The organism is Rahnella sp. BIGb0236 (genome assembly GCF_004364755.1).
Lineage (GTDB): Bacteria > Pseudomonadota > Gammaproteobacteria > Enterobacterales > Enterobacteriaceae > Rahnella > Rahnella victoriana.
In genome coordinates this window covers 360,150-386,850 of record NZ_SOAO01000004.1, presented here as the reverse complement: position 1 = coordinate 386,850, position 26,701 = coordinate 360,150, and the positions used below count along the sequence as shown (strand labels likewise).

Sequence of the window (26,701 nt, the reverse complement as noted above, 5' to 3'; positions counted from 1 at the left end):
GGATCATTGTGTTTAAAACTGTGGCTTATTTGCCACGAGCTTCAATAACGGCCAGGGCCACGTTATTTGGCGCATCATCATACTTCAGGAATTCCATGGAGTAAGATGCACGGCCTTTGGTCAGTGAACGCAGCTGAGTTGCATAACCGAACATTTCGGAAAGCGGAACTTCAGCATGAATCACAACGCCAGTAGCGTTAGATTCTTGGCCTTTCAGCATACCACGACGACGGCTAAGGTCACCGATGACGTCACCAGTGTTCTCTTCCGGAGTCTCTACTTCAACCTTCATGATCGGCTCAAGCAGAACTGGTTTCGCTTTCTTAAAGCCATCTTTGAAGGCGATAGAAGCGGCCAGTTTAAACGCCAGCTCAGAGGAGTCGACGTCATGGTAAGAACCGAAGTGCAGACGCACGCCCAGATCTACTACCGGGTAACCGGCCAGTGGACCAGACTTCAGCTGTTCCTGGATGCCTTTGTCAATCGCGCCGATGAATTCACCAGGAATTACACCGCCTTTGATTTCGTTGACAAACTCATATCCTTTCGGATTTGTGCCAGGTTCTAATGGGTACATGTCGATCACAACGTGACCATACTGACCGCGACCACCAGACTGCTTAGCGTGTTTACCTTCAACATCGGTAACTTTAGCGCGGATAGCTTCACGGTATGCAACCTGCGGCTTACCGACGTTAGCTTCAACGTTAAATTCACGACGCATACGGTCAACCAGGATATCCAGGTGAAGCTCACCCATACCTGCGATGATTGTCTGACCAGACTCTTCATCAGTCCAAACGCGGAATGATGGGTCTTCTTTCGCCAGACGGCCCAGAGCCAGACCCATTTTTTCCTGGTCAGCTTTGGTTTTTGGTTCTACCGCAACGGAGATTACCGGCTCAGGGAATTCCATGCGTTCCAGGATAATCACGTTATCTGGATCACACAGGGTATCACCTGTAGTCACGTCTTTCAGACCGATCGCTGCAGCGATATCGCCTGCACGAACTTCTTTAATTTCTTCACGCTTGTTAGCATGCATCTGAACGATACGACCCAGACGTTCACGCTGAGATTTCACTGGGTTAAATACAGTGTCACCTGAATTGACGAGACCGGAATAAACACGGAAGAACGTCAAGTTACCCACGAATGGGTCAGTAGCGATTTTGAACGCCAGAGCAGAGAACGGCTCTGAATCGTCAGAATGGCGAACTGCCGGAGTGTCTTTACCGTCATCCAACAGACCGTTGATAGCTTCAACGTCAGTTGGTGCTGGCAGATACTCAACAACAGCATCCAGCATTGCCTGTACGCCTTTGTTTTTAAACGCAGAACCACAGGTAACCAGGATGATTTCGTTGTTCAGAACGCGCTTACGCAGAGAAGTTTTGATCTCTTCTTCAGTCAGCTCTTCGCCACCAAAGAATTTCTCCATCAGCTCATCAGAGCCTTCAGCAGCGGCCTCAACCAGTTTCTGACGCCATTCTTCAGCCAGTTCTTGCATGTTTGCAGGGATTTCTTCGTATTCGAAGGTAACGCCCTGATCAGCTTCGTTCCAGTTGATAGCTTTCATCTTCACCAGGTCAACAACACCGGTGAATTTCTCTTCCGCGCCGATTGCCAGTTGCAGTGGCACCGGAGTTGCGCCCAGACGTTTTTCAATCTGATCAACAACTTTCAGGAAGTTAGCACCCATACGGTCCATTTTGTTAACGAACGCGATACGTGGAACTTTATATTTGTTTGCCTGACGCCATACGGTCTCAGACTGTGGCTGAACACCACCAACAGCACAGTAAACCATTACCGCGCCATCAAGAACACGCATGGAACGTTCAACTTCGATGGTGAAGTCAACGTGTCCTGGGGTGTCGATGATGTTGATGTGGTGTGGTTCGAACTGCTTAGCCATACCTGACCAGAAACAGGTCGTCGCAGCGGACGTGATGGTAATACCACGTTCCTGCTCCTGCTCCATCCAGTCCATGGTAGCTGCGCCGTCATGAACTTCACCGATTTTGTGGTTTACACCGGTGTAGAACAGAACACGTTCGGTAGTGGTTGTCTTACCGGCGTCGATGTGAGCACTGATACCAATGTTACGGTAGCGCTCAATGGGTGTTTTACGAGCCATTTGATTCCTCTATAACTAGGACGTTCAAGTTCAGTTAACCCAAGCGGGTTGGCTTCTTGAAGCGCCCGCTTGGTTAGCATAACTACAGCGAAGTGATTACCAGCGGTAGTGGGCGAACGCCTTGTTGGCTTCAGCCATACGGTGAACGTCTTCACGTTTCTTAACTGCAGTACCTTTGTTCTCTGCAGCATCAGAAAGTTCGTTCGCCAGGCGGAGAGCCATGGATTTATCACCGCGTTTACGAGCAGCTTCAACGATCCAACGCATTGCCAGAGCATTACGACGAACCGGACGGACTTCAACTGGAACCTGATAAGTAGAACCACCTACGCGGCGGGACTTAACTTCGACAGTCGGACGAACGTTGTCCAGTGCGACTTCGAAAGCTTCCAGGTGGCCTTTACCGCTACGTTGAGCCAGGGTCTCAAGAGCAGTGTAGACGATTGCTTCTGCAGTAGATTTTTTACCATCTACCATCAGAATGTTGACGAATTTTGCCAGCAGTTCGGATCCGAACTTAGGATCTGGCAGGATTTTACGTTGACCAATGACGCGACGACGTGGCATGGAAATACTCCGTTGTTAATTCAGGATTGTCCAAAACTCTAAGAGTTTATTTTGACAGTAAAGTGAAAATGTTTGGCCTTACTTAACGGAGAACCATTAAGACTTCGGCTTTTTAACGCCGTATTTAGAACGAGATTGCTTACGATCCTTAACGCCTGAACAGTCCAGTGCGCCACGGACGGTGTGATAACGCACACCTGGCAAGTCTTTTACACGACCGCCACGGATCAGGATCACGGAGTGTTCCTGCAGGTTATGACCTTCACCGCCGATGTAGGAGGTAACTTCAAAACCGTTAGTCAAACGCACACGGCATACTTTACGCAGTGCGGAGTTTGGTTTTTTAGGGGTGGTAGTATATACACGAGTACATACGCCACGTTTCTGCGGGCAAGCTTCCAGCGCTGGAACGTTGCTTTTAGCAACCTTCGTAGAGCGTGGTTTGCGTACCAGCTGATTAATTGTTGCCATTAAAAAGCTCCTGGATTTTGGTTCATAAACTACTTTGTAAACGCGTGATAAATCGCCCCATAAAAAGCATTAGCTAATATGGGGACGCAGAATTTTAGGGCTGACCTAAGAGGGTGTCAAGAAATATACAGCACATCAGTGATTCACCATGCTGTTTGCTGGGCATGTTTCTCAGTCAGCGCGACGAATCCAGTATAGTCGATCAACGTGATTTTGTGCGAAATTTGACCAACCAATCCCCGGGCAGCTAAATCCTCGCTCAACACATAGACTGACTGCACCTGTTGAATCATCCGGTCACATGCCTCACTGCCATCCAGTGCGGCCAGTACGCCATCCTGCATCAGCAATAGTGCATCGTCCTGAGCAACCATATTAATAAGCAGTGAGAAATCACAATGTTGCGGGGAATGTGCAAGCGTAAAAAGCATGAAATATCCTGAATTAAAACGTCATTACCACATCATAATCAGCCAGTCGTCCGCGAATTTCAGCCACTGATAACGGCTCGACGTCCAGAACCCAGTCGTGGCCGGCAGACAGACCCCGTGTCTTCAAAGACGCTTCGCAAACGAAACACTGATCGACATCGTAAAGAGATAACACGCCGAACGTGGCAATATAATTACGCGCTAAAATTTTTTCCGGCTGCTGGGATGGCATTAACTGAAAAACGCCATCCGCCATGAAAAAGACACCAATGTCTTCGGTCAGGGCGGAGGTGGCCAGCAAGGCATCCAGTCCTTCACGGCCTGCGGACGTTCCATGCGGTCCCTGCGTGAACACAAACGCGATCTTTTTCATTTTTGTTCCCTGCCCTCACGCATCAGAACTGCACCAGACGGTCACAGGTCAGCGAGGCTTCCGCCAGACTGCCCAGCCCGGTCAGGGTAAAACCCGGTTGTAAATTTGTCTGCCCGTGCCCCTGATTATGGGCTTCCGTTTCGTCGATTACGCCACGGCGTAATGCGGCAGCGACACAGACATTGAGCGCCACCTGATAATCTGCCGCCATCCGTTGCCAGGAACGCACGAGATCGAATTCATCCGATGCGGGTGCAGAAAGCACATTGCCGTTGAGCACCCCTTCGCGATAAAAAAACACGCTGTCGAGCTGGTGACCGCTGGCGATCAGCGCGAGAGCAAACTGATAGGCGGCACTGGCCTGTTGCGTGCCATACGCAGGGCCGGTGACCAGCAGACAGTAACGCAGTTTCAACGTTCGTTCCCCACCAGATCACCGCTTTTAAACTGGCGGATATACAGGTAGACCGTGTGCTTGGAAATGTTCAGGCGATCAGCCACCTGGTTAATGGCATCTTTGATATCAAAAATACCCTTTTCATAAAGATTCAGTACCACCTGACGGTTCTTCGCATTGTTAGAAACGTTGCGGTCCGCGTTCACTTCTTCAATGGTGAATTCCAGCGTCTGCGCGACCAGATCATCGACGGATGACGCGAAGTTCACCGACGAGGCGACTTCCTGCGTCTCAGGCGGCATAAAGGTCTGAATGATTTGCGAGAAAGGCACGTCAAGATTCATGTTAATGCACAGCAGGCCAATCACACGCTGCTCACGGTTGCGGATGGCGATGGTGACCGACTTCATCAGCACACCGCTTTTCGCGCGGGTAAAATAGGCTTTGGACACATTGCTGTCCGCACCGGTCATGTCATGTAACATGCGCAATGCCAGATCAGTAATTGGTGAGCCGATCTTACGGCCGGTATGCTCACCATTAGCGATACGAACCGCCGAACATTTCAGGTCTTCCAGAGAATGCAGAACAATTTCGCAATGCTCACCAATCAGCATTGCCAGTCCATCCACCACGGCCTCATATGAAGACAAAATCTCATGATCGACCTGGCTGAAAGGACGTTGGTCCAGCAAATCCAGTTCGCCGGTTTCGCCAGTTATAAGCGAATTAGACATCGAAGCTACCACCCTCTATATCGCGCCTTCCAACGGGAGTCAGGACGCATTATTCATCATTTCAGGGTCGTTACTGTATCAAAAATACAGAAAAAACGGCCTTACGATTATATGGATCTGTGACGTTATGCCGGGGAGACAAAAGCGTCAAGTTATCATCATAGAGTAACCGCAACAAAAAGAGGGGCGGGTACAGAGAAAAGTGACGGGCGAAAAAAAACCGCCGCGTTAAGCGACGGTTTCCGAACAGTAACCCGACACCCACTTAGTTTGCTTTTGGTGCCGCTTCTGCTTCAGCAGGTTTCTCTGCTGCTTTAGGATCCGCTTTAGGCGCAGCTTTCACATCCAGCAGTTCAACATCGAACACCAGTGTGGAGTTAGCCGGGATCCCCGGGACGCCCGTTTTGCCGTAAGCCAGTTCCGGTGGAATGACCAGCTTGATTTTGCCGCCTTTCTTAATGTGTTTCAGGCCTTCGGTCCAGCCTGGGATCACACCGTCAAGACGGAAGGACAGCGGCTCACCACGGGTGTAAGAGTTATCGAACTCTGTACCGTCGGTCAGCGTGCCTTTGTAGTTGACGACAACGGTATCGCTGTCTTTAGGCGCTGCGCCGGTACCTGGTTTTTCTACCTGATACAGCAGGCCGGATTCAGTCTTCTTCACGCCTTTTTCTTTGGCGAAATCAGCACGGAATTTGTCGCCTTTGTCAGCGTTAGCTTTAGCGTCTTGTTCCATCTTAGCCTGTGCAGAAGCTTTCACACGGCCTTCGAAGGTTTGCAGAGTCTTCTCGATTTCCTGATCAGACAGTTTGCTTTTGTTAGCAAACGCGTCCTGAACACCCGCGATCAACTGGTCTTTATCCAGTTTGATGCCCAGTTTTTCTTGTTCTTTCAGGGAGTTGTCCATGTAGCGACCCAATGATGCGCCGAGAGCGTATGCCGCCTGCTCGTCATCACTTTTAAACTTGGTCGTATCTGTTGCTGCCGGAGCAGCTGCAGCGGCTGGCGCAGGTGCAGCAGCGGCCGGTGCGGTGGCTTCAGCAGCCATAACCTGAGTGGCATTCAGGGCAAGCGCCATGGTGGTTGCCAGCAGAGTTACTTTAAACAGTGATTTCATCCATTTCTCCAGGACCAGAAGCGTATGACCTCTGGTAATAATTACGAAAGTTCGGCGGTTACTATAACTGTCCGTCTCACGACAAAACAATCTCTATACACGCCATTAGCGTCATATTCAGACCTTTTTTACATCAATTAGTTTCGTCGGGTCATGGAGAGCGAAGATAAAGCGCCGCAGAGGTCAGGTAATCAGAGGGGTTTACGGGTAGAATCGCCGGTCTACAATACAGGATGAGGTTCCGGTCAGTGCTCAACCTGATCAATTTGAGCCACACAGCGAGGAAATGATGATGAACTCAGATACCGTTGAACAACGTCTGGAGATGCTGGAAAACAAACTGGCTTTTCAGGAAATCACGATTGAAGAGCTGAATTTGATCGTCACACAGCATCAGCTGGAAATGAGCAGATTGCACGACCATCTGCGCCTGCTGACAGACAAACTGCGCGCCAGCCAGCCATCAATGATTGCCGATCAGTCGGAAGAAACGCCGCCCCCGCATTATTGATACGGATTGCGACGCAACAAAAAGGCGCCCTTGCGGCGCCTTTCGTTTATATCACTGTGCGGGCGATTAATGACAACCGCAGCCGCCGTTACCGCCGCAACCACCTTTCTTACCGTGGTCATGGTCATGGTCGTGATCATGGCTGTGACCGTGGCCACCGCAGCAACCGTCACCGTGTTCATGGTCGTGACCATGATCATGGCCGTGTTCGCCGTGAACGTGGCCATGAGCCAGTTCTTCTTCGGTCGCTTCACGGATTGCCACAACTTCAACGTGGAAGTTCAGGTTCTGGCCAGCCAGCATATGGTTGCCATCAACCACAACGTGATCGCCATCCACTTCAGTGATTTCGACAGGAACCGGACCCTGATCGGTATCAGCCAGGAAACGCATACCCACTTCCAGTTCGTCAACGCCCATGAAGACGTCTTTAGGGACGCGCTGAACCAGGTTGTCGTCGTAGTTGCCGTAAGCGTCATTCGCGCCAACATGCACGTCAAATACGTCACCGATGGCATGACCTTCCAGCGCAGTTTCCAGACCGGAGATCAGGGAACCATGGCCGTGCAGGTAATCCAACGGCGCGCTCACCGGAGATTCATCAACCAACACACCGTCTTCTGTACGTACCTGATATGCCACGCTGATGACCAGGTCTTTTGCTACTTTCATGATAACTCCTACCGTTGGAAACTCAATTTGTTGTCTGCGGGCGTTGCATAACGCACGCTACTTCGCTTAAGGCTAATTCAGTGACGGACGCCTTTCGATGAGATCATCCTGAAAAGCGTGACCGGATAAATTTGGCGAAGAGTGTAGCGGAAATCCGCGTCTCTGTACTAACAGCATAAAAAAACACGGGCGATAACGCTACTTCGGATCGAAAATACCAATCACCTGCTCTTCCGGGCGCAGCTTCTTACTGACCTGCGCATCCGTCTGACGCTGATGGTGTCCGCACTTCATGCACTCCACCACTTCAACCTGATCTTCCTGCCATAAAGCCAGTGTATCCATCGCCTTACATTTCGGACACACCGCGCCAGCGATGAACCGTTTACGGGTTGTAGCCATATTACTTCTCCAAAAATTGCCGACATTGCGTCCGGTCAGTTTTCGATCAACCACCGAAATTATTTTTCCGCGACCGGACTATTCGTCATCGTCCCAGCCATCAAGCTGGCGACGTTCGTTATGCATTTCACTCTGGAAAATGTCTTCCAGCTCGCGCCGGGCTTCTTTCACACGGGAAATCTGCGCCACATCGCCACGGTTTTGCGGTACCAGTTCACGCAACATGCGCATGTCGAGACGACGAAAATGCTGCTGCGCGCGGTACGCACTGTGCGGATGCATACCCAGCGTGACCAGTGCTTTCTTACCCAGTTCAAGCGCACTGGAAAAGGTCTCGCGGGAGAAATTCACCACGCCCGCCTGCAACAATTCGTGTGCTTCCACGCGTCCGCGTGCGCGCGCCAGAATATTCAGATGCGGAAAATGCTGCTGACACAAATGCACGATGGTCATGGTGTCCGCAGGCTCATCACAGGTAATCACAATCGATTTGGCCTTTTCAGCACCCGAAGCCCTGAGCAGCTCCAGTTCGGTCGCATCGCCGTAATACACCTTGTAGCCGTATGTGCGCATCAGCCCGACAGCACTGATATCCCGCTCAAGCACCGTAATGCGCATCTTGTTGGCCATCAGCAAACGCCCGATCACCTGGCCGAAACGGCCGAAGCCGACAATGATCACCTGAGGCTCATCATCCTGCACAAAATGTTTTTCGTCGCTTTCTTCACCGTCGTTGTAGCGTTTGACCAGGATCCGGTCGACCCACTGCATCAGCAACGGCGTGGTCATCATCGATATCGTCACCACCACCAGCAACAGGGAAAGCTGCGAGGAGGAAATCACTTTCTGCGCCCCTGCCGCCGAGAACAGCACGAAAGCAAATTCACCGCCCTGACTGAGCACCGCCGAAAATTGCAGCCGGACTGAAGTGCGCAAACCAAACACGCGGGACAGCCCGTATAACACCGCACCTTTCACCGTCACCAGAATAATCACGCCTGCCAGCACCAGCAAAATGTGGGTGTACAGCACGCCCAGATTCAGCGCCATGCCGACGGAAATAAAGAACAGCCCGAGCAGTAAACCCTTAAATGGCTCGATAGCGATTTCCAGTTCGTGCTGATATTCACTTTCTGCCAGTAAAATCCCGGCGATAAAAGTACCGAGCGCCATCGAGAAGCCCAGCGTATCCATAAACAGCGCCGAACCGAGTACCACCAGCAATGCGGCAGCGGTAAACACTTCACGCACGCCGGAGGCCACAATCAGCCGGAAAATCGGCCGCAGCAGATAACGTCCGCCGATCAACATGCCGCCAAAGGCCAGCACTTTCAGGCCGATCATTTCCCAGTTATTGCTGCCTTCCGAACCGCCCGCGAGGATCGGGATCAGCGCCAGTGCCGGAATAACCGCAATATCCTGGAACAGCAGCACGGCGAAACCCAGCTGACCGCCTTCGTTACGCGTCATGCCTTTGTCGCGCATCAGCTGCAATGCCATCGCGGTGGAAGACATCGCCAGCCCGATACCGCCGATCACCGCCGCCTGCCAGGAAAACTTCGTCAGATATAACAAACCGCCAAGCACCAGCGCAGTCAGGACCACCTGCCCGGCGCCGACGCCAAAAATTTGCCGCCGCAGCGCCCACAGCTTTCCGGGGTTCAGTTCCAGCCCGATGATAAACATCAGGAAAACCACACCCAGCTCGGAGAAATGCAGAATTTCATCCACGTCGCGGATAAAGCCCAGCCCCCACGGACCGATGGCAATCCCGGCCAGCAAATAGCCCAGCACCGCGCCGATACCCAAACGTTGAGCCAGCGGGACGGCAACCACCGCAGCGAACAAAAACAGCAGGATGGCCGTCGGAATATTTGATACGTCCATCAGACGATCCCTCCGTGCGGCAACGGGGATTGCAGCCATTCACCGTAGGCTTCAGCATGGTTTTGCAACACATCGGGTTTCTGACGTCGCGCCCAGTAAATAATAATCGGCGTCATCCAGTGCATATGACACATCGCCGATGTCAGTTCGAACGGACGCATAATGTCGGACATCGGATAACGGTTATAGCCGCCCGCACGGTAGGCACCTTCCGGTTCGCCGGTGGTCACCACCGAACGCCAGTATTTGCCGTTGAGGGCATTGCCGCCTGCCCCGCTGGCAAAACCCCGCGCCAGCACGCGATCCATCCATTCCTTCAATAGCGCCGGGCAACTGTAGGTATAAAGAGGATGCTGAAAGACAATCACTTTGTGTTCGCGCAGCAGTTGTTGTTCGCGGTGGATATCAATAAAAAAATCAGGATAGTGGGCATACAAATCATGCACGGTGACATGTTCAAGCCGCTGTGCCTGCTGTAACAAAACGCGGTTGGCGACCGAATCGGGTGATTCCGGATGGGCGTACAGCAGCAAAACCTTTGGTGGCTGCGACATCAATACCTCCAAAGCGTCGTCAGGGTGCGGTTTTTCCGTTACCATGCTTCGCAAAGACTAAATGGGACGCGATACGTCTTGTTTAAACGAATATCATGACAATTTAACATACTCTCAACACGGCGCTTTATGATTGTTTTCTCCTCCTTACAAATCCGACGCGGCACAAATGTGCTGCTGGACAACGCGTCTGCGACCATCAATCCCGGCCAGAAAGTCGGGCTGGTGGGCAAAAATGGCTGCGGTAAATCCACCCTGATTTCGCTGTTAAAAGGTGAAATGAGCGCTGACGCAGGCAACCTGACCTTTCCGTCTAACTGGGCGCTGGCCTGGGTCAACCAGGAAACACCGGCTCTGGACGAGCCTGCGATAGAGTATGTTATCGACGGCGACCGCGAATTCCGCCAGCTGGAAGCACAATTACAACAAGCCAACGAGCGGGATGACGGCCACGCCATCGCCACGCTGCACGGTAAACTCGATGCCATCAACGCCTGGACCATTCCGGCGCGCGCCGCCAGCCTGCTCAGCGGCTTAGGCTTCACACAGAATCAGTTGCAGCAACCGGTGAAATCCTTCTCCGGCGGCTGGCGTATGCGTCTTAACCTGGCGCAGGCGCTGATTTGCCGTTCTGATTTACTGCTGCTCGACGAACCGACCAACCACCTGGATTTGGACGCGGTCATCTGGCTGGAAAAATGGCTGAAAGGCTACACCGGCACGCTGGTGCTGATTTCCCATGACCGTGATTTCCTTGATCCGATCGTCGATAAAATCCTGCATATCGAACAGCAGTCGCTGAACGAATACACCGGTAACTACTCGTCTTTCGAACGCCAGCGGGCGACCAAACTGTCGCAACAGCAGGCATTATTTGAAAGTCAGCAGGAAAAAGTGGCGCATCTGCAAAGTTACATCGACCGTTTCCGTGCGCAGGCGACCAAAGCCAAACAGGCGCAAAGTCGCATCAAAATGCTGGAACGCATGGAACTGATTGCCCCGGCGCACGTCGACAATCCTTTTCATTTTAGCTTCCGCTCGCCGGAAAGCTTGCCCGATCCGCTGCTGCGGATGGAAAAAGTCAGTGCCGGTTACGGCGACACCACCATTCTGGAGTCGATCAAACTGAATCTGGTGCCCGGCTCGCGGATCGGCTTACTGGGCCGTAACGGTGCCGGTAAATCGACGCTGATTAAATTGCTGGCTGGCACTATGCCGCCGCTTCAGGGTGATATCGGGCTGGCAAAAGGCGTTAAGCTTGGTTACTTCGCCCAGCATCAGCTGGAGTTTTTGCGTGCAGAAGATTCACCGCTGCAACATCTGGTGCGTCTGGCAAATAAAGAAACCGAACAGCAACTGCGCGATTATCTCGGCGGATTTGGTTTCCACGGCGATAAAGTGACGGATCCGACCGGGCGCTTCTCCGGCGGTGAAAAAGCGCGTCTGGTGCTGGCGCTGATCGTCTGGCAGCGCCCTAACCTGCTGCTGCTCGATGAACCGACTAACCACCTGGATCTCGATATGCGACAGGCGCTGACCGAGGCGTTGATCGACTTCGAAGGCGCGATGGTGGTTGTGTCGCATGACCGCCATTTACTGCGCTCCACCACTGACGATTTGTATCTGGTTCACGGCGGCAAAGTGGAACAGTTCGACGGCGATCTGGAAGACTATCAGCAGTGGCTGGTGGACATTCAGCGTCAGGAAAGCCAGCAGGATGCACCGGCCAAAGACGGCGGCGTGAACAGCGCGCAATCGCGTAAAGACCAGAAACGTCGCGAAGCCGATTTCCGCAACCAGACCCAGCCACTGCGCAAACACATCACCAAACTTGAAGCGCAGATGGAAAAACTGAGTACCGAGCTGGCGACCCTTGAAGAACGTCTGGCGGATTCCGCGATCTACGACATCAGCCGTAAAGCCGAACTCACTGAATGTCTGCAACAACAGACCAAAGTGAAAGGCGCGCTGGAAGAGACCGAAATGACCTGGCTCGATGCGCAGGAACAACTGGAAGACATGTCGAAGGCCTTTGATCTCGACTAGAAGATCGTTCGGTAAGAAATGAGAAAGGCGCCACGACGGCGCCTTTCTTTTGTCTGCAAATCAGTGCCAGATCAGCAACACGCAGGCGGCGGTCAGAATGCCCATCGCGATATTGAAGGTGTACCACGCGCGTTTGCTGCGCAGCAGGCGACCAATCACGGTACCGAAGCCGAGCCAGATAATGCCGGACACCAGATTCACCAGGAACATGCCGAGGCTGATACCGGCAATGGAATGGTTATAGGCGGCACCGGCCAGACTGAAACTCGCCACCGCGCCCAGCCCCATCAGCCAGGCTTTCGGGTTGAGAAATTGCAGCAACCAGCCCTGATACATGCGAATGGGTTTCGGTGGCGGCGCGCCGGTTTCCAGTTTTTCATAAGCCGACGTGGCAATTTTCCATGCCAGCCATAACAGATACAGGCTACCGGCGATTTTGAGGAAAAGGTGTAACGCGGGATACACCGTGATCAGCCCGCCGACACCAAATGCGACCAGCAGCAAAATACTTTGCATACCGAGCATAATGCCGACCATCAGCCAGATTGAGCGGAAGAAACCGAAGTTAGCGCCAGACGTGGTTAACAACATATTGTTCGGGCCGGGGGTAATGGCGGCGACCCATAAAAATCCGAGCATTGATAAAAATAAACCGAGTTCCATTTAATTTGGGTACTCCGACCCGAAAGATGTGCGATAGCATTGAAGCTAACAGCGTGATATTGATCGCACAAGAGCCTCTTAAGAGAAATTTATTCATCTTATGGTTGAATCCTTTCGCCCCCTGCGCGGGGCCAGTAATCCGCACCTCCAGACGCTGTTACCGCGACTGGTGCGGCGGCATGCCAAACTCAAACCTCACTGGCAAAGGCTGGATACGCCGGACGGCGATTTTCTGGATTTAGCCTGGAGTGAAGACCCGGAACAGGCGCGCCATAAACCCCGCATGATCCTGTTTCACGGGCTGGAAGGCAGCTTCTACAGCCCCTATGCCCACGGGTTATTGCAGGCCTGGAAAGATCAGGGCTGGCTCGGCGTGGTGATGCATTTTCGCGGATGCAGCGGTGAGCCGAACAAACTGCTGCGCATCTACCATTCCGGTGAAACCGAAGATGCCCGTTTCTTCATCCGCTGGCTTAATGAAACCTATGGCGAAGTCCCGACCGGTGCGGTGGGTGTCTCGCTCGGCGGCAACATGCTGGCGTGTTATCTCGGGCAGGAAGGCGACACCTGTACGCTGAGCGCCGCCGTGGTGGTGTCCGCCCCGCTGATGTTGGAACCCTGCGCGTACCGGCTGGAGCGCGGTTCATCGCGCATTTATCAGCGATACCTGCTCGGTCAGCTCAAAGGCAATGCCACGCGCAAACTGGCGAAATATCCGGGCACCTTGCCCGTCACGCTGGCGCAACTGAAAGCCATGCGCCGCATTCGTGATTTCGACGACGCCATTACCTCGAAAGCTCACGGTTTTGCCGATGCGCTGGATTATTACCGCCGGTGCAGCGCCTTGCCGCTGCTGGCGCAGATCAGAACGCCGTTGCTGATTATCCACGCCAAAGACGATCCGTTTATGACGCCGGAAGTGATCCCGAAAGCAGAGGATTTGCCAGCTTGCGTCGAATATCAGCTCACCGAACACGGCGGACATGTCGGCTTTGTGTCCGGCAGTTTGCGTCATCCGCAGATGTGGCTGGAACAACGCATTCCGGCCTGGATCGCCCCGCATTTAGAGAAAAAGACAAAGGAAACCCTATTGTGATTATTCCCTGGCAGGAACTGGACGCCGAACTGCTCACCAGCGTGGTGGAATCCTTCGTATTGCGCGAAGGCACCGATTACGGCGAGCAGGAACGATCGCTGGAGCAAAAAGTCGATGACGTAAAACGTCAGCTGAAAAGTGGCGAGATCGTGCTGGTCTGGTCAGAACTGCATGAAACGCTGAACATTATGCCGCGCGGTCAGTTCCGCGCCGGACAGGAAGAAACCCCGCAGGACTGGTAAACACGATCATAAAATGGATTTGGACAGCCTGTCCCTCTGCGAATAATTATGGTAACAATGGGATTAATTATGCGCTTTGTTTCCGCCTGCCCTGAATGACCTGAAGGGCAATATGGCGTGACGTTTAAGGAGTAAGCCCGACTATGTCAGCAAAACATCCTGTTATAGCAGTTACCGGCTCCAGCGGAGCAGGCACCACCACCACCAGCCTGGCATTTCGTAAAATATTTCAGCAGCTTGGCCTGCGTGCCGCTGAGCTGGAAGGCGACAGCTTTCACCATTTCACCCGCCCTGAAATGGATGCGGCAATCCGCAAAGCCCGTGACCTCGGACGTCACATCAGCTATTTCGGGCCGGAAGCCAACGACTTTGGTCTGCTGGAAAAAAGCTTTATCGAATATGGCCAGAACGGCACCGGCCGCTCGCGCAAGTATCTGCATACTTATGACGAAGCGGTTCCCTACAATCAGGTGCCGGGCACCTTTACGCCGTGGCAGGCGCTGCCGGAACCGACTGACATTTTGTTCTACGAAGGGCTGCACGGCGGCGTTGTCGCAGACAAAATTGACGTTGCCGCACAGGTTGATTTACTGGTCGGCGTGGTGCCCATCGTTAACCTTGAATGGATCCAGAAACTGTTGCGCGATACCGGCGAGCGCGGACATTCCCGCGAAGCGGTAATGGATTCCGTGGTGCGTTCGATGGATGACTACATCAGTTACATCACGCCGCAGTTCTCGCGCACGCACATCAACTTCCAGCGCGTACCGACTATCGATACCTCCAACCCGTTTGCCGCTAAAGCCATTCCTTCACTGGATGAAAGCTTTGTGGTGATCCACTTCCAGGGGCTGGATGACATTGATTTCCCGTATCTGCTGGCGATGTTGCAGGGTTCGTTTATCTCGCACATCAAAACGCTGGTGGTGCCGGGCGGAAAAATGGGGCTGGCGATGGAGCTGATTATGGCGCCGCTGGTGCAGCGCCTGATGGAAGGCAAAAAGATCGAGTAACGGACTCAGGCGTCGTTCATCAGCAACTGACGGATAAACCCGACATGCAGCGCGACGCCCGTCTGTAACGCCTCTTCATCGAGACGAAAACGCGGATTATGCACGCCATAAGTCGCGCCAATTTTTTCATTCCCGCTGCCAATAAACAGAAAACACCCCGGCACTTTTTGCTGGTAGGAAGAGAAATCCTCTCCGCCAAACAGCGGCTGAGTCACTTCGCGCAGCGCCTGCGGGCCCAGCGTTTTTTCAATCACCTGACGCGCAATCGCACAGGCCTCAGGATGGTTGTCGCCGTTCACATAGCCGCGTGTCCAGCGCAGTCCGTATGTCGCGCCATGCGCTGCCGTGATCCCCGAAATGATCTGCTCCATCACCTGCGGCACCTGTTCGCGCACGTTGCTGTGATGCGTCCGCAGCGTTCCGGCGAGCTTCACCCGCTCCGGGATCACGTTATAACTTTCGCCCGTCTGGAAGGTTGCGATAGTCAGCACCGGCACCTGAAGCGGATCAATACGGCGCGCCACAACGTTTTGCAGTGCGGTGACAACTTCCGCGCCGATCACCACCGGATCGATACACAAATGCGGCATAGAACCGTGGCCGCCTTTGCCGGTAATGGTGATGTCGAAGTTATCTGTGGACGCGCAGAACACGCCCTCTTTCAGCCCCACTTCACCGGTCGGAGAATTAGGCATCACGTGCAGGCCGAAGATTTTCTCAACGCCATCCAGCACACCTAAATCCACCAGTTCCTGTGCCCCGCCCGGTGGCACTTCTTCAGCATGCTGGAAGATAAACCGCACAGAACCATGCAACTCAGACTGACATTGGGTCAGCACTTTTGCCGCACCCAGCAACATTGCGGTGTGAGCATCATGACCACAGGCGTGCATCACGCCGGGGACCGTTGAGCAGAAAGGTTCATCGTTCTCTTCCTGAATCGGCAGGGCATCGATATCCGCCCGCAGCGCATATACCGGCCCCGGATGCGCCCCTTTCAGATCGGCAATCACGCTGTTGGGCGTCAGATGTGTCAGGGTCAGACCGCCGAAACTTTCCAGCTGTTGAGTAATGTACGCCGCCGTTTTATGCTCCTGAAAAGAGAGTTCAGGATGGGCATGAATATGTCTGCGCCAGCGCAGCACGTCCGCTTTGACTTCAGCCAGCATTGCTTCGAAATTAAAAGTCATCACTCTTCTCCTCAGTTAAGCCACATCGCGCATTGGCGCACGAGGTTTTATTGCCAGCGGCAGGATAGCCAGACCGGCCACCACCATCGCCAGCGCCAGAAATACAAACGTAGAAAGGTAACCGTGGCTGGCGGTGATGAGATATCCCATCGCAATCGGCGCCACAAATCCGCCGAGAGTTCCGCCGGTATTAATGATCCCCATCGCCGCGCCCATGACGTCAGAAGGCAGGCGTTTCATCGGCAGCGTAAAGACGGTCACAAAGGACGCCATCAGGAAAACGTAGCCGAGGAACAGGAACAACCCGGCCGTAACCGCCGATGCCGACGTAAAGACCAGCCAGATGCACAGCGCACTGAGCAGTGCGCAGCAGAAAATCACTTTCGGCTCTTTGCCCTGCATATAGCGTCCGACCAGCCAGCCGGTTGCCAGTGAAGAAATCCAAATACCCAGCCCGCCTGTCGCGACCACCATGCCGGATACGTCGAGTGACATACCGCGCTGCTGGACCAGATATTTCGGCAACCACGCCATCAGGCCGTAAGACGGAATGTTGATGCAGAAAATTGAGACAAACAGCAGCAGGACAATCGGGTTTTTCAGTAAGTCCCGATAACCGGTTTTCGCGCCGGTACGGGCTTGCGCTTCCGGCGGATTGGGCACAAAAATCACAATCGTTACGGCGATGGCAAAAGCCAGCAATCCGAGAATGGAGAACGATCCGCGCCAGCCAAGATGATCCAGGCTGTAAACCGCAATCAGCGGTCCGGCAGTCATCGCCAGTCCGGCGGAAGACAGCAAAATCGACTGCGCAAAGGTTCGCTTCTCAACTGCGAAATTAGACACTACCGCTTTGGCGCAGGACGCAGGATAGCCGGAATGGCCGACGCCGGAGAGAAACCGGAACGTGACCAGTAATCCCAGGCTGAGGCCCAGCGTTCCGAAACACAGCGCGAAGCCGCCCAGCAAGAACAGCGACATGCCGAGCACTTTTTTGTAGCCGAACCGGTCATTCAGCCAGCCCGCGGGGATCTGAAACAGCGAATAGGCCAGGAAGAAAATGCCGGTGATATACCCCAGCTGTTCAGGTTGCAGATTAAATTCGCGCTCGATGGGCAGCAGCGCAAAGCCCATCACTGTTTTATCGATATACACCACGGCGTAACCGACAAATAGCAGGAAGATCATCAGGGAACGACTTTTCATAGCGGATATCCCTTTTTGTTATCACCACGTCAGATTTTCTCACTGCCGGATGAATCGTAAAATGCGACATGCGTCACGTAATCAACTGAATAACAACATATTATTTTTCTCAATCCTGACGCTATCAGCTTTACAGCCTGACCATAAGATGCAATTTTTGGGCGGGTGATGCTTTTTACTGATAGGGATCGTGATGCGCTATTTGCCGAAATTACAGCAACTGAAGGTTTTCCAGCAGGTTATCCGCAGCGGCAGTATTCGCGGCGCGGCGCGGGCGTTGAATCAGTCACAACCGGCGGTCAGCAGAACATTGCGTGAACTGGAACAAACGCTCGATACGCAGTTGATTGTGCGTGGTAATCAGGGGATGACGCTGACCGAAACGGGGCGTGCATTTGCGCAGCGTATGCAATTTATCCTCGAAGAACTTGAGCGCGCCGCCGATGAAATTCGCCAGATCGAACAATATTCGCAGGGCTCCGTCGCCATTGGATTTTCATCGCTGCTGGCGCTGACGGTTTTTCCCGGACTGGCAGGAGAATTTAAGACGCAGTTTCCGCAGTCCAAACTGCTGATCAAAGAGGGGCAACTTTCCACGTTGTTACCTGCACTGCGCGAAGGGAAACTGGATTTCGCGGTCGGCACCGCCGGACCGGGATTTCCGCTGGAAGATCTGGTGCGTGAGCCGCTGTTCAGCGCCCCTTTCTGCGTTATCGCCCGGCGTGGACATCCGCTGGCAGACGCCACAACTCTGGCGGAATTACAGGATGCGCGCTGGCTGTTGCCCGAAACGGATATGGGGTATTACCAGCAAATCAGGATATCGATGGGAGGATTTCATCAGCCGGCAGCGGAAATGCCGGTGCATACAGATTCGGTGGTGTGCGGGCTAAATATGGTGTTGCAGTCTGATTATCTGACCATTGTGGCGCGGGCGATGAAAGCGCCGTTTGGGCTGGAAGAAAGGTTGAGTGTGCTCAATATCGATACCCTGCCGCAGGCAGAATACTGTGTGCTTTACTCGCAAAAATCGCCGCTGACGTTTGCCGCGCGGCGATTTTTGGATTTATTGCGCAGCCAGTGCCACGCGCATGACTGGTCGTAACTTATTCGACGCTGATCACTTCAAAGCTGTGGGTGATGGTGGCCGCTTTACCCAGCATCAGGGACACGGAGCAGTACTTTTCGGCAGACAGGCTGACCGCACGCTCGACAATCTTATCGGTGAGATCTTTACCGGTGACGATGAAATGCAGATTGATGTGCGTGAATAAACGCGGTGCTTCTTCGCGGCGCTGCGAGGTCAGTTTCACTTCACAATCGCGCACGTCGTTGCGACCTTTTTGCAAAATTGACACCACATCGATCGCGCTGCAACCGCCCGCAGACATCAGCAGCATTTCCATCGGGCTGGGGGCTTTATCGCCCGCGTTGCCATCCATTGAAATCTGATGCCCTGACGCTGACTCACCTAAAAATGTCAGCCCTTCAACCCATTTAACACGTGCGTGCATGAACTATTCTCCCGGTGAATAAACTTGTCGATATCCGCTCTCAGAGTACCCTTTCACCTAAAATCTGGCAACGTAACCCGATCGCCATCATGCTGAAGCGAGACAACAGAAGACAGCATCACAAACCTGTGCTACAAACAAAGCCGAAACATACTTTCCAGTGAATTGCGGTGACGGTTTTCGCGGTTTAAGAACAGAACCCACGGTGATAACAGCAATAAACAGGCTGTTGCACTCCGACACCCGCTTGCAGCATTTCTGGGGAGTTATATGCTGAAAGGGCGCTTTTTACGTTGAAGTGCCGTACAGGGAACTCTGAGCCCTGTGATTTTGGGCAGCGATAACAACAGAGGATAATAGCAAATGGTTCTCGGCAAGCCACAAACAGACCCGACTCTTGAATGGTTCCTGTCTCACTGTCATATACATAAGTATCCGTCTAAAAGTACGCTGATTCACCAGGGTGAAAAAGCCGAAACGCTGTACTACATCGTGAAAGGGTCGGTTGCCGTCCTGATTAAAGATGAAGAAGGCAAAGAGATGATACTGTCCTACCTGAACCAAGGTGACTTCATCGGCGAGCTGGGACTCTTCGAAGAAGGTCAGGAACGCAGTGCCTGGGTACGTGCTAAAACTGCCTGCGAAGTGGCTGAAATTTCGTATAAAAAATTCCGCCAGCTGATTCAGGTAAACCCGGATATTCTGATGCGTCTTTCCGCGCAGATGGCTAACCGTCTGCAAGTGACGTCAGAGAAAGTCGGCAACCTTGCCTTCCTCGACGTAACAGGCCGTATCGCTCAAACCTTGCTTAATCTGGCTAAACAGCCTGATGCAATGACCCATCCGGACGGGATGCAAATCAAGATCACCCGTCAGGAAATCGGCCAAATCGTCGGTTGTTCACGTGAAACAGTCGGACGTATTCTCAAAATGCTGGAAGATCAGAGCCTGATCTCCGCACACGGTAAAACGATTGTCGTTTACGGCACACGTTAATCCCTCAAAAATCGGCGCGGCAGAACACTGTCGCGCCTTTTTTATGGGCTAAGCTTTACCCATGACGCTATGGCGAAGACTGTTTTACCATCCTGAAATAAATTACGCGCTGCGCCAGACGCTGGTGTTGTGCCTGCCTGTCGGCATTTGCTGGCTGTTCGGCAACCTGCAAATGGGTCTGCTTTTTTCACTCTGTCCGGCCTGTTGTAACGTCGCCGGTCTGGATACCCCGCACAAACGCTTTTTTAAACGCCTGATGATCGGCGGTTCACTCTTTGCTGTGAGCAGCATTCTGCTGCAACTGATGCTGGAAAACTGGCACATTCCCCTGCCGCTGATCATGCTGTCTCTGGCCCTGTTGCTCGGCGTCACCGGCGAAATCAGCCCGCTGCATGCGCGTCTGTTGCCCGGTGCGCTGGTCGCCACCATCTTCACGCTGAGCATGGCCGGGATCCGGCCGATGTGGCAGGCACCGGTGTTATTTGCCGCCGGCACCGCCTGGTACGGATTGTTTAACTGGTTATGGTTTCGTATCTCCAAAGAACAGCCGATGCGCGAAACCCTCAGCCAGCTTTATCTGCAACTGGCGGATTATTTCGAAGCCAAATACAGCCTGCTGACCCAACACACCGATCCCGAAACCGCCCTGCCGCCCTTACTGGCGCGCCAGCAGAAAGTCATCGACCTGATTGCCCTGCTCTACCAGCAACTGCACATGCTGCCGCAGCACGGGCATCATCATCACCATAAGCGGCTGTTTCAGCGTTTTCAGGTCGCGCTCGATTTGCAGGAGCACATCACCGTCAGCCTGCATCAGCCGGAAGAAGTGCAAAGGCTGGTGGAAGAAAGCCATGCCGAGGCGGTGATCCGCCGCAACGCGCAGGTGATTTCTGCGCGGCTGCGGGTGATCGCCGACGACATTCTTTATCACCGGTTATCCGGGCGTTTTACGATGGCGAATGAACTGGCGGCGCTGGAGAAAATCGCCGCGCGCACGCCGGACAATCCGGTCGGTCAGTTTTGTTATTACCATTTCAGCCGCATTGCCCGTCTGTTACGCACACAGCGCCCGTTGTACAAACGTGACCTGATGAACACGCAGCCGCGTCTGCCCTTCTGGCCCGCGCTGAAAAGTTATCTCTCGTTCAAATCCGTCGCCCTGCGTAACGCCGCCCGTCTGGGCATTATTCTGGCGATTGGCAGCAGCCTCGGTCTGTTTTTCAATCTGCCCAAACCGTACTGGATTTTGCTGACCATCATGCTGGTCAGTCAGAACGGCTATAACGCCACGCGCGTGCGGATCCAGCACCGTGCGCTGGGCACGCTGGCCGGATTACTGATTGCCTCAGGATTGTTAAAACTGGAGCTGCCGGAAGGCACCACGCTGTTATGCATGCTGCTGATCACCTTGTTGTCGTATACGGTGTTGCGTAAAAACTACGGGCTGGCGATGGTCGGTATGACGGTGACGGCGGTTTATACCCTGCAATTGCTGGCGATGAATGGCATACATTTTCTGGTGCCGCGTCTGGTGGATACGCTGATCGGCTGCGCACTGGCGTTCGGTGGCACCATCTGGCTGTGGCCGCAATGGCAAAGCGGTTTGCTGCGCCAGAATGCGCATCAGGCGCTGGAAACCTATCAGGACGCCATCCGGCTTTTGCTTGAGGAAAACCCGGACACCGCCAAACTGGCGTACACCCGTATGCAGGTCAATCAGGCACACAACAAGCTGTTCACCTCACTGAATCAGGCCATGCAGGAACCGGGTTTTAACTCGCATTATCTGGCGGATATGCGTCTGTGGGTGACGCACAGCCAGTTCGTGGTCGAGCATATCAATGCGATGACGATCCTTGCCCGCGAGCATTACATGCTGCCGGAGGCGCTGGCGACGGAGTATTTACAGACCTGTGAAATCGCGTTGCAGAGCTGTCAGCAACGTCTGCTTTACGACGGACCGGGCAGTGAAAACAACCTGTTTAACGCACCGGAGCTTCACCCTGACATGCCGCTGACGGAGATGGAACGTCATCTGCGGCGGGTGATTTCGCATCTCAGCGTGATGCATACCATTTCGTCACTGGCGTGGAAGCAGAGGCCGCATCATGGGATCTGGCTGACGCGGAAGGCGTGATTTATAACTCCCTCCCCTGCGAAGGGGAGGGTTGGGGTGGGGTATTAAAGTCGGCTTAATTGTCTGGGTTGCCCTCAAACCAACACCCCATCCCAGCCTTCCCCTCGTGAAAGGGGAAGGAGCAAAAGCAAAACCGTTCAGCCATTGCAGGATAGAAGTAAAACGTCGATCGGACCCTTCGCAGCGGGAGGAACAGTCAGCCTGCGACCTTTGCTACCGCTTTCTCAAACCTTTCCATCCCCTCTTCAATATCCGCGAAGTCGATCACAAGCGATGGCGCAAACCGCATCACGTTCGGTCCGGCGACCAGCATCATCAGCCCGCAGTCGGCGGCGGCGGTATGGAATTCTCCGGCGCGGTTTTTATATGCATCGGAAAGCTCAGCGCCGATCAGCAGACCCTGACCACGGAACTCGCTGAAGATGTGATATTTCTGATTGATGGCCTCCAGCGCGCTGATAAATTTCTCGCGGCGTTCATTGATACCGGCCAGCACCTCAGGCGTATTGATGATGTCCAGCGCGGCTTCGGCGACGGCGCAGGCCAGCGGGTTTCCGCCGTATGTGGTGCCGTGTTTGCCCGGCTCCATCACCGAGGCTACGTCTTCGGTTGCCAGCATGGCGGAAACCGGGAAGCCGCCGCCCAGCGCCTTGGCGGTGGTCAGAATGTCTGGCGTCACGCCGTAATGCATATAGCTGAACAGCTTACCGCTGCGCCCCATGCCGCTTTGTACTTCATCGAGCACCAGCAGCGCCTGATGTTTGTCGCAAAGCTCGCGCAGACCTTGCAGGAATTCCGGGGTGGCGGACGTGACACCGCCTTCGCCCTGAACAGGTTCCACGACAATGGCGCAGGTGTGATCGTCGATCACCGCTTTTACGGCGTCCAGATCGTTAAACGGCACGTGGACGATGTCAGCAGGTTTCGGGCCAAAGCCGTCGGAGTATTTTGGCTGACCGCCCACGGAAACCGTGAACAGCGTGCGGCCGTGGAAGGCGTTATGGAAAGCGATGATCTTACTTTTGTACGGGCTGTGGCGGTGCGAGGCGTAGTAACGCGCCAGCTTAAAGGCGGCCTCGTTGGCTTCCGCTCCGGAGTTGGCGAAAAATACGCGGTCGGCAAAGGTAGCGTCGATCAGCTTCTGAGCCAGGCGCAGTGCAGGTTCGTTGGTAAACACGTTGCTGACATGCCACAGGGTTTCGCCCTGTTCGTGTAACGCTTTTACCAGTGCCGGATGGCAATGCCCGAGCGCCGTTACCGCGATACCGCCCGCGAAATCAACGTATTCGGTGCCCTGCTGATCCCAGACACGACTGCCTTTACCTTTAACAGGAATAAATTTCGCAGGTGAATAAACCGGCAAAATCACTTTGTCGAACGTACCCCGATCTACCGCTGATTTTTCTGCCATAACCCTTCGCCCTTACTGATAGTGATGTGAAAATATAATCATAAAATATGCATAAAAAATCACACGCAGGCAAACAGAAATCGCACCTGATGGGTAAGTAATTTTTGCAGCGATGTTAACGAGGAATTAAACGGTTAGATTTTAAGGAAATTATCCAGAAGCTGATGCCCCTGCTCGCTCAGAATGCTTTCGGGATGGAACTGAACCCCATGCAGCGGCAAGGCGTTGTGCATGATGCCCATAATGTCGTCGCGACGGCCATCCCGTTCCGTCCATGCCGTGACATCAAAACAGTCCGGCAACGTTTCCGGCGCCACCACCAGCGAATGATAGCGGGTGACAGTCAGCGGATTGTTCAGCCCGCTGAAAACGCTTTTACCGGTGTGGCGGACGGGCGAAGTTTTACCGTGAATGGCCTGACGCGCCCGCACGATGTTTGCGCCAAATGCCTGCGCCATCGCCTGATGCCCGAGGCACACGCCGAGGATCGGCATACGGTCAGCAAAATGAGTAATGGCTTGCAGGGAAATACCGGCCTGATCCGGTGTGCACGGGCCGGGAGAGATCACCAGATGTGACGGGGCAAGCTGTTCGATATCGGTGAGCGTCAGTTGATCGTTACGCATCACTTTTACCTGCGCGCCAAGCTCGCAAAAATATTGGTAGAGGTTGTAAGTGAAGGAGTCGTAGTTGTCGATCAGCAGCAGCATAGCGTACCCGGTAAAAGTGAAAGAATTTACCGGGCAATTCTACGCAATTTTCCGTTCAGGCTTCAGCTTTATGTCGATCAATGTTCATCGTGGATTTCGCTGACGACGTCATTGAAAATCGCCACCAGATCGGTTTCATCGCCAAACACGGCGGTTTTATTGGCCGCCAGCCAGCGGTCACGATCGACTTTCGCCCATTCAATGTCGTAACCGGCGTGGATCACCAGTTGCTCGATGAAAATCCTCAGCGCGCGCCCGTTGCCCTCACGGAACGGATGCAACAGATTCAGGCCGGTGTAGTAATGTCCGAGACGCTCAGCGAACTTATCCAGCGGTAACCCGACCAGAAACTCTTCTTCCTCCAGTTCCTGCATCAGGGCATTGCCTTCCTTTTCGATGTAGCCGAAATGGCAGAACTGGGTGTCGTCCTTGTAGATATCTATTTCCCGAAAGTGACCCGCCCACGGATAAATATCCTGGAACAAAGCCAGATGCACCGCGCAAAGATGCGGTAACCCCATCGCGGAAGGACCGAGTGGCATGATCGCCGCGCGCAGGGCAGTAAATTCCTGTTCAGCCTGTAACAGACGATGCGCTTCGCGGATTTCCAGCCGGTTTTTCAGCACATTGATGCCGGGATAATAATAAGGGTCGGCACCGGCCACGAGTTTATCGTTCATAGTGCTTCCTCAGTTCGGTGAGACGTTGCGAGATTTGTTCGTTATCCAGCGTGATAACCTCTACCTGCACGCCATCCAGCGCGCTGCTGGCCTGAAAGTTTTGCCGCTGACGTTCGCGAAAAAGTTTTTCCTGCTGCCTGAGTGTCAGTTTCTTCGCCATCTTATTTCCTCCCTGGGTATCGCCAGTCGGGCGCATACCTTGTGGAGTTAAGTATAGACAGAGAAAAAAAGGCGCCCGTCACGGCGCCCTAAACTCGGATTATTCAACAGCGACAGGCGTCTCGTTCACGTCCGTTTTATGATCCGCTTGCAGCGTTTTCACCCGCGCTTCAAGCTGCTTCACCGCTTCGACATCCGGCAACAGGGAATATTTCAGCTCAAACACCGTGCTCTGGCCCGGCTGCAGTTGTTTCACCCGTCCCTGTTCACGTTCGATGGTCACCGGATAGGCATAATTCGTCCCCGGCTCAATACCGGTCACGTAGCCCTGTTTCAGCGTATCGGTGTTTTTCCACAGCGTCAGCAGCGGCAACTGATGGGTATCGAATTCAATCGATGCCCCTTTATTTCCCGCTTTGTTCACCACACCGGCGATGGTTTTGCCCTGCGCATCTGCCAGCGGCACCATATTAAAGACCATTTCATCAAAGCCTTTGGTCGGCCGGGCGTAAGTCTGCCAGTCAGATAACCCTTTTTTGGCGTAATCATTGAATGGCGAAATCGATTTCAGCGGCGCAATGAAACGGGCACCTTCTTCAAGGATCGGCTGGCCGAAATTACTGTGATAAATAATCTGGTAGTCGTGCGGATAATCCGACGCGTTTGTCAGGGTATCGTGAATGGTCCAGGAATAGCTGCCGGGCACGTAACGCAGCGCGGTCCAGGTTTCCAGCCTGGCTTTCTTAAAGGTGTCTTCTTTCAGCAAGCCGCGCACAGTGATTGCATAAGGGGCTTTGTCGGCAATATCAATCTCCACTTTAGAGGCGGGTGTATTGCCCGCCCGGCCGTGCAGCGTATAAATCATGCCGTCGGCGGTCACCGGATGTCCGGTCCATTCAAAGCCGCACCGTACCATCATTTCATTGAAACCTTCCAGCCAGCCCACACCGTTACGGCTTTCAAGGTTGATATACGCCGGATTGACCACTTCCTGAACCGGTGAATCCCAGCCTAAGCGAATGTTATCGCCGGTCACATGCAGCAAATCCATCCCCCGCGTCGGACTCAGGGCAATCGTCAGCCCTTTGCTGGTAATCGTGATGACTTTTGACCCTTCCTGTTTACCGCCATGCAGCACTTTCTGTTCGATGCTGAAATCTGCCCCTGCGATATTCAGCTTTTTGCTGTCAGTCTTCCAGTTTCCCAGTTCTGTACCGGCTTCAGCATCCGTCAGCACAATAGTTTGTGCTGCAGCCTGCCACGAAAAAAGCCCCATAACGATCCCGGTAACGAGTAATTTTTTCACAATAACTCCTTTTTGCTGAATTGATTTAGCCCAAAAGCAATTCAGCCTACAAACCCGCACAGGCGAAAAACGT

General features: G+C 53.5%; 29 protein-coding genes. 8 read left to right on the top strand and 21 right to left on the bottom strand.

The genetic code is table 11. The features are described from left to right. Nucleotides 1-25: 25 nt before the first annotated feature. From fusA to fkpA, 8 genes are all read right to left on the bottom strand, one after another. Nucleotides 26-2,140 carry an elongation factor G gene (fusA, locus tag EDF78_RS11430; protein ID WP_013573669.1) on the bottom strand — a complete coding sequence of 705 codons (2,115 nt, stop codon included), beginning with the start codon at nucleotides 2,138-2,140 and terminating at the stop codon, nucleotides 26-28. A gap of 96 nt (nucleotides 2,141-2,236) precedes the next feature. Beyond that, nucleotides 2,237-2,707 (bottom strand): 30S ribosomal protein S7, encoded by a 471-nt coding sequence (gene rpsG / locus EDF78_RS11425; RefSeq protein WP_005969574.1) that lies wholly within the window; start codon nucleotides 2,705-2,707, stop codon nucleotides 2,237-2,239. Between the two features lie 96 nt (nucleotides 2,708-2,803). Then, nucleotides 2,804-3,178 carry a 30S ribosomal protein S12 gene (gene rpsL, locus EDF78_RS11420; protein ID WP_013573668.1) on the bottom strand — a complete coding sequence of 125 codons (375 nt, stop codon included), beginning with the start codon at nucleotides 3,176-3,178 and terminating at the stop codon, nucleotides 2,804-2,806. Nucleotides 3,179-3,321: 143 nt separating this feature from the next. Continuing rightward, a complete protein-coding gene (gene tusB / locus EDF78_RS11415) occupies nucleotides 3,322-3,609 on the bottom strand; it encodes a sulfurtransferase complex subunit TusB (protein ID WP_095923768.1) in 288 nt (95 codons plus the stop codon). A 13-nt stretch (nucleotides 3,610-3,622) separates the two neighbouring features. Continuing rightward, on the bottom strand, nucleotides 3,623-3,982 hold the full coding sequence (gene tusC, locus EDF78_RS11410; protein ID WP_133823129.1) for a sulfurtransferase complex subunit TusC: 360 nt from the start codon (nucleotides 3,980-3,982) through the stop codon (nucleotides 3,623-3,625). Between the two features lie 22 nt (nucleotides 3,983-4,004). Then, nucleotides 4,005-4,391 (bottom strand): sulfurtransferase complex subunit TusD, encoded by a 387-nt coding sequence (tusD, locus tag EDF78_RS11405; protein ID WP_229921178.1) that lies wholly within the window; start codon nucleotides 4,389-4,391, stop codon nucleotides 4,005-4,007. A 2-nt stretch (nucleotides 4,392-4,393) separates the two neighbouring features. Continuing rightward, a complete protein-coding gene (locus EDF78_RS11400; protein ID WP_013573664.1) occupies nucleotides 4,394-5,116 on the bottom strand; it encodes a transcriptional regulator in 723 nt (240 codons plus the stop codon). A gap of 265 nt (nucleotides 5,117-5,381) precedes the next feature. Continuing rightward, a complete protein-coding gene (fkpA, locus tag EDF78_RS11395; RefSeq protein ID WP_095923771.1) occupies nucleotides 5,382-6,233 on the bottom strand; it encodes an FKBP-type peptidyl-prolyl cis-trans isomerase in 852 nt (283 codons plus the stop codon). A 292-nt stretch (nucleotides 6,234-6,525) separates the two neighbouring features. Here fkpA and EDF78_RS11390 point away from each other — a divergent pair, with 292 nt between their 5' ends. After that, a complete protein-coding gene (locus EDF78_RS11390; protein WP_095923772.1) occupies nucleotides 6,526-6,744 on the top strand; it encodes a protein SlyX in 219 nt (72 codons plus the stop codon). 66 nt (nucleotides 6,745-6,810) lie between these two features. On the opposite strand, the gene slyD is transcribed toward EDF78_RS11390, so the two are convergent. The 4 genes from slyD to kefG form a co-directional block, all read right to left on the bottom strand. Beyond that, nucleotides 6,811-7,416 (bottom strand): peptidylprolyl isomerase, encoded by a 606-nt coding sequence (gene slyD / locus EDF78_RS11385; RefSeq protein WP_095923773.1) that lies wholly within the window; start codon nucleotides 7,414-7,416, stop codon nucleotides 6,811-6,813. Between the two features lie 198 nt (nucleotides 7,417-7,614). Further along, a complete protein-coding gene (locus tag EDF78_RS11380) occupies nucleotides 7,615-7,818 on the bottom strand; it encodes a YheV family putative zinc ribbon protein (RefSeq protein ID WP_112288600.1) in 204 nt (67 codons plus the stop codon). Between the two features lie 78 nt (nucleotides 7,819-7,896). Continuing rightward, on the bottom strand, nucleotides 7,897-9,705 hold the full coding sequence (gene kefB, locus EDF78_RS11375) for a glutathione-regulated potassium-efflux system protein KefB (RefSeq protein ID WP_095923774.1): 1,809 nt from the start codon (nucleotides 9,703-9,705) through the stop codon (nucleotides 7,897-7,899). Further along, nucleotides 9,705-10,259, bottom strand: a complete 555-nt coding sequence (kefG, locus tag EDF78_RS11370; protein WP_095923775.1) for a glutathione-regulated potassium-efflux system ancillary protein KefG — start codon at nucleotides 10,257-10,259, stop codon at nucleotides 9,705-9,707. Before kefG ends, kefB begins: the two co-directional genes overlap by 1 nt. 129 nt (nucleotides 10,260-10,388) lie before the next feature. Between kefG and EDF78_RS11365 the strand changes: the two genes are divergently transcribed. Next, the gene (locus tag EDF78_RS11365; protein WP_095923776.1) at nucleotides 10,389-12,305 is read left to right on the top strand and encodes an ABC transporter ATP-binding protein; all 1,917 of its coding nucleotides are present in this window, start codon (nucleotides 10,389-10,391) and stop codon (nucleotides 12,303-12,305) included. Between the two features lie 60 nt (nucleotides 12,306-12,365). Here EDF78_RS11365 and EDF78_RS11360 read toward each other — a convergent pair whose 3' ends face one another. Continuing rightward, nucleotides 12,366-12,968 carry a LysE family translocator gene (locus EDF78_RS11360; protein ID WP_095923778.1) on the bottom strand — a complete coding sequence of 201 codons (603 nt, stop codon included), beginning with the start codon at nucleotides 12,966-12,968 and terminating at the stop codon, nucleotides 12,366-12,368. Nucleotides 12,969-13,068: 100 nt separating this feature from the next. Between EDF78_RS11360 and EDF78_RS11355 the strand changes: the two genes are divergently transcribed. From EDF78_RS11355 to EDF78_RS11345, 3 genes are all read left to right on the top strand, one after another. Further along, nucleotides 13,069-14,064 (top strand): hydrolase, encoded by a 996-nt coding sequence (locus EDF78_RS11355; protein ID WP_131693893.1) that lies wholly within the window; start codon nucleotides 13,069-13,071, stop codon nucleotides 14,062-14,064. Then, the gene (locus EDF78_RS11350) at nucleotides 14,061-14,306 is read left to right on the top strand and encodes a YheU family protein (protein WP_131693894.1); all 246 of its coding nucleotides are present in this window, start codon (nucleotides 14,061-14,063) and stop codon (nucleotides 14,304-14,306) included. The genes EDF78_RS11355 and EDF78_RS11350 overlap by 4 nt, the downstream gene beginning before the upstream one ends. Before the next feature lie 143 nt (nucleotides 14,307-14,449). Continuing rightward, complete coding sequence (locus tag EDF78_RS11345) at nucleotides 14,450-15,319, top strand: phosphoribulokinase (RefSeq protein WP_133823128.1); 870 nt, start codon at nucleotides 14,450-14,452, stop codon at nucleotides 15,317-15,319. Nucleotides 15,320-15,324: 5 nt separating this feature from the next. Here EDF78_RS11345 and EDF78_RS11340 read toward each other — a convergent pair whose 3' ends face one another. Both EDF78_RS11340 and EDF78_RS11335 read right to left on the bottom strand, forming a co-directional pair. Continuing rightward, complete coding sequence (locus tag EDF78_RS11340; protein ID WP_133823127.1) at nucleotides 15,325-16,509, bottom strand: amidohydrolase; 1,185 nt, start codon at nucleotides 16,507-16,509, stop codon at nucleotides 15,325-15,327. Between the two features lie 15 nt (nucleotides 16,510-16,524). After that, nucleotides 16,525-17,715: an MFS transporter gene (locus EDF78_RS11335; RefSeq protein ID WP_133823126.1), complete on the bottom strand. Its 1,191-nt coding sequence runs from the start codon at nucleotides 17,713-17,715 to the stop codon at nucleotides 16,525-16,527. A 193-nt stretch (nucleotides 17,716-17,908) separates the two neighbouring features. Here EDF78_RS11335 and EDF78_RS11330 point away from each other — a divergent pair, with 193 nt between their 5' ends. Continuing rightward, nucleotides 17,909-18,820: a LysR substrate-binding domain-containing protein gene (locus tag EDF78_RS11330; protein ID WP_133823125.1), complete on the top strand. Its 912-nt coding sequence runs from the start codon at nucleotides 17,909-17,911 to the stop codon at nucleotides 18,818-18,820. A gap of 1 nt (nucleotide 18,821) precedes the next feature. Here EDF78_RS11330 and EDF78_RS11325 read toward each other — a convergent pair whose 3' ends face one another. Next, a complete protein-coding gene (locus EDF78_RS11325; protein WP_112288612.1) occupies nucleotides 18,822-19,229 on the bottom strand; it encodes an OsmC family protein in 408 nt (135 codons plus the stop codon). A gap of 363 nt (nucleotides 19,230-19,592) precedes the next feature. Between EDF78_RS11325 and crp the strand changes: the two genes are divergently transcribed. After that, nucleotides 19,593-20,225 carry a cAMP-activated global transcriptional regulator CRP gene (gene crp / locus EDF78_RS11320; RefSeq protein WP_013573634.1) on the top strand — a complete coding sequence of 211 codons (633 nt, stop codon included), beginning with the start codon at nucleotides 19,593-19,595 and terminating at the stop codon, nucleotides 20,223-20,225. A 61-nt stretch (nucleotides 20,226-20,286) separates the two neighbouring features. Next, on the top strand, nucleotides 20,287-22,362 hold the full coding sequence (locus EDF78_RS11315) for a YccS/YhfK family putative transporter (protein ID WP_095923784.1): 2,076 nt from the start codon (nucleotides 20,287-20,289) through the stop codon (nucleotides 22,360-22,362). 196 nt (nucleotides 22,363-22,558) lie between these two features. Here EDF78_RS11315 and EDF78_RS11310 read toward each other — a convergent pair whose 3' ends face one another. The 5 genes from EDF78_RS11310 to EDF78_RS11290 all read right to left on the bottom strand — a co-directional run bounded on the left by EDF78_RS11310 (nucleotide 22,559) and on the right by EDF78_RS11290 (nucleotide 26,628). Next, nucleotides 22,559-23,773, bottom strand: coding sequence for an aspartate aminotransferase family protein (locus EDF78_RS11310; RefSeq protein WP_133823124.1), 1,215 nt, complete (start codon nucleotides 23,771-23,773; stop codon nucleotides 22,559-22,561). A 134-nt stretch (nucleotides 23,774-23,907) separates the two neighbouring features. Further along, a complete protein-coding gene (locus EDF78_RS11305; RefSeq protein ID WP_095923786.1) occupies nucleotides 23,908-24,483 on the bottom strand; it encodes an aminodeoxychorismate synthase component II in 576 nt (191 codons plus the stop codon). Between the two features lie 77 nt (nucleotides 24,484-24,560). Continuing rightward, nucleotides 24,561-25,163, bottom strand: coding sequence for a putative adenosine monophosphate-protein transferase Fic (locus EDF78_RS11300; protein ID WP_119825274.1), 603 nt, complete (start codon nucleotides 25,161-25,163; stop codon nucleotides 24,561-24,563). After that, nucleotides 25,153-25,323, bottom strand: coding sequence for a YhfG family protein (locus tag EDF78_RS11295; RefSeq protein ID WP_119825276.1), 171 nt, complete (start codon nucleotides 25,321-25,323; stop codon nucleotides 25,153-25,155). The genes EDF78_RS11300 and EDF78_RS11295 overlap by 11 nt, the downstream gene beginning before the upstream one ends. Nucleotides 25,324-25,422: 99 nt before the next feature. Further along, nucleotides 25,423-26,628 carry an aldose 1-epimerase family protein gene (locus EDF78_RS11290; protein WP_119825278.1) on the bottom strand — a complete coding sequence of 402 codons (1,206 nt, stop codon included), beginning with the start codon at nucleotides 26,626-26,628 and terminating at the stop codon, nucleotides 25,423-25,425. Between the last annotated feature and the right edge of the window lie 73 nt (nucleotides 26,629-26,701).

Coding starts and splice junctions, on each gene's coding strand:
- EDF78_RS11325 (WP_112288612.1), bottom strand. CDS start 19,229: ATGCACGCACGTGTTAAATGGGTTGAAGGGCTGACATTTTTAGGTGAG.
- EDF78_RS11330 (WP_133823125.1), top strand. CDS start 17,909: ATGCGCTATTTGCCGAAATTACAGCAACTGAAGGTTTTCCAGCAGGTT.
- EDF78_RS11345 (WP_133823128.1), top strand. CDS start 14,450: ATGTCAGCAAAACATCCTGTTATAGCAGTTACCGGCTCCAGCGGAGCA.
- fkpA (WP_095923771.1), bottom strand. CDS start 6,233: ATGAAATCACTGTTTAAAGTAACTCTGCTGGCAACCACCATGGCGCTT.
- EDF78_RS11355 (WP_131693893.1), top strand. CDS start 13,069: ATGGTTGAATCCTTTCGCCCCCTGCGCGGGGCCAGTAATCCGCACCTC.
- EDF78_RS11380 (WP_112288600.1), bottom strand. CDS start 7,818: ATGGCTACAACCCGTAAACGGTTCATCGCTGGCGCGGTGTGTCCGAAA.
- slyD (WP_095923773.1), bottom strand. CDS start 7,416: ATGAAAGTAGCAAAAGACCTGGTCATCAGCGTGGCATATCAGGTACGT.
- EDF78_RS11295 (WP_119825276.1), bottom strand. CDS start 25,323: ATGGCGAAGAAACTGACACTCAGGCAGCAGGAAAAACTTTTTCGCGAA.
- EDF78_RS11340 (WP_133823127.1), bottom strand. CDS start 16,509: ATGACTTTTAATTTCGAAGCAATGCTGGCTGAAGTCAAAGCGGACGTG.
- kefG (WP_095923775.1), bottom strand. CDS start 10,259: ATGTCGCAGCCACCAAAGGTTTTGCTGCTGTACGCCCATCCGGAATCA.
- EDF78_RS11305 (WP_095923786.1), bottom strand. CDS start 24,483: ATGCTGCTGCTGATCGACAACTACGACTCCTTCACTTACAACCTCTAC.
- EDF78_RS11300 (WP_119825274.1), bottom strand. CDS start 25,163: ATGAACGATAAACTCGTGGCCGGTGCCGACCCTTATTATTATCCCGGC.
- EDF78_RS11400 (WP_013573664.1), bottom strand. CDS start 5,116: ATGTCTAATTCGCTTATAACTGGCGAAACCGGCGAACTGGATTTGCTG.
- EDF78_RS11390 (WP_095923772.1), top strand. CDS start 6,526: ATGAACTCAGATACCGTTGAACAACGTCTGGAGATGCTGGAAAACAAA.
- kefB (WP_095923774.1), bottom strand. CDS start 9,705: ATGGACGTATCAAATATTCCGACGGCCATCCTGCTGTTTTTGTTCGCT.
- EDF78_RS11310 (WP_133823124.1), bottom strand. CDS start 23,773: ATGGCAGAAAAATCAGCGGTAGATCGGGGTACGTTCGACAAAGTGATT.
- fusA (WP_013573669.1), bottom strand. CDS start 2,140: ATGGCTCGTAAAACACCCATTGAGCGCTACCGTAACATTGGTATCAGT.
- EDF78_RS11365 (WP_095923776.1), top strand. CDS start 10,389: ATGATTGTTTTCTCCTCCTTACAAATCCGACGCGGCACAAATGTGCTG.
- rpsL (WP_013573668.1), bottom strand. CDS start 3,178: ATGGCAACAATTAATCAGCTGGTACGCAAACCACGCTCTACGAAGGTT.
- rpsG (WP_005969574.1), bottom strand. CDS start 2,707: ATGCCACGTCGTCGCGTCATTGGTCAACGTAAAATCCTGCCAGATCCT.
- EDF78_RS11335 (WP_133823126.1), bottom strand. CDS start 17,715: ATGAAAAGTCGTTCCCTGATGATCTTCCTGCTATTTGTCGGTTACGCC.
- crp (WP_013573634.1), top strand. CDS start 19,593: ATGGTTCTCGGCAAGCCACAAACAGACCCGACTCTTGAATGGTTCCTG.
- EDF78_RS11315 (WP_095923784.1), top strand. CDS start 20,287: ATGACGCTATGGCGAAGACTGTTTTACCATCCTGAAATAAATTACGCG.
- EDF78_RS11360 (WP_095923778.1), bottom strand. CDS start 12,968: ATGGAACTCGGTTTATTTTTATCAATGCTCGGATTTTTATGGGTCGCC.
- tusC (WP_133823129.1), bottom strand. CDS start 3,982: ATGAAAAAGATCGCGTTTGTGTTCACGCAGGGACCGCATGGAACGTCC.
- tusB (WP_095923768.1), bottom strand. CDS start 3,609: ATGCTTTTTACGCTTGCACATTCCCCGCAACATTGTGATTTCTCACTG.